This window comes from Halorubrum sp. SS7, from assembly GCF_005435055.1.
GTDB lineage: Archaea > Halobacteriota > Halobacteria > Halobacteriales > Haloferacaceae > Halorubrum > Halorubrum salinarum.
In genome coordinates this window covers 1-567 of record NZ_SGXV01000243.1, presented here as the reverse complement: position 1 = coordinate 567, position 567 = coordinate 1, and the positions used below count along the sequence as shown (strand labels likewise).

At 69.1% G+C, this 567-nt stretch carries 1 protein-coding gene; it reads right to left on the bottom strand.

Annotated elements, in window-relative coordinates; all coding sequences use genetic code 11:
• Positions 1-227: 227 nt before the first annotated feature.
• On the bottom strand, positions 228-567 hold a 340-nt coding region (locus EXE44_RS17840; RefSeq protein WP_137718038.1), incomplete at its 5' end, for a nicotinamide-nucleotide adenylyltransferase.

The following is a 567-nucleotide window of genomic DNA, read 5'->3' as shown; positions in this document are numbered from 1 at the left end:
GTGAGCGCTCGCAGAGCGCGAACCGCGAGGCTGGGGAGGCGTGAGGGCGGTGCTGTGCGGTCGCGGTGCGGGGCGGGACTCGAAGAGGGCAGCCGGGGCTTCGGAGACGGTCACCGCAGATTGACGGGTATCCATTACGAGAGAGCGAGGCCATCGAAGCTGTTCGCCGCCGGTACACGCTCGACGATTCGCGACCGACGGCCCTCGCTCCGCTCGTACTCCCCGCCCTACTCGTCCGAGGGCTCGTCGCCCAGTGAGTCGGTCTCGGCGATCCGGCGGATGCGCTCGACGCCGTCGACCTCGCGGATCACGTCGACGACGGCGTCCGGGACGAGGTCCTCCCAGTCGCGGCCGCGGATCATCCGCTCGCGGAGTTCCGTCCCCTCCAACACGTCGCGGCGGAACATCGGTGACTGGCGCACCTCGACGCCGGCCTCCTCGAACAGGCGGACTACGAGGGGGTTGTTCGAGTACGCGACGTCGAACCGCGGAGTCATGCTCTGGACGTGGCTCACCCACACGGAGTTGCGGTCGAGGTCCTCGATGGGGACGACGTAGGTGGTGACG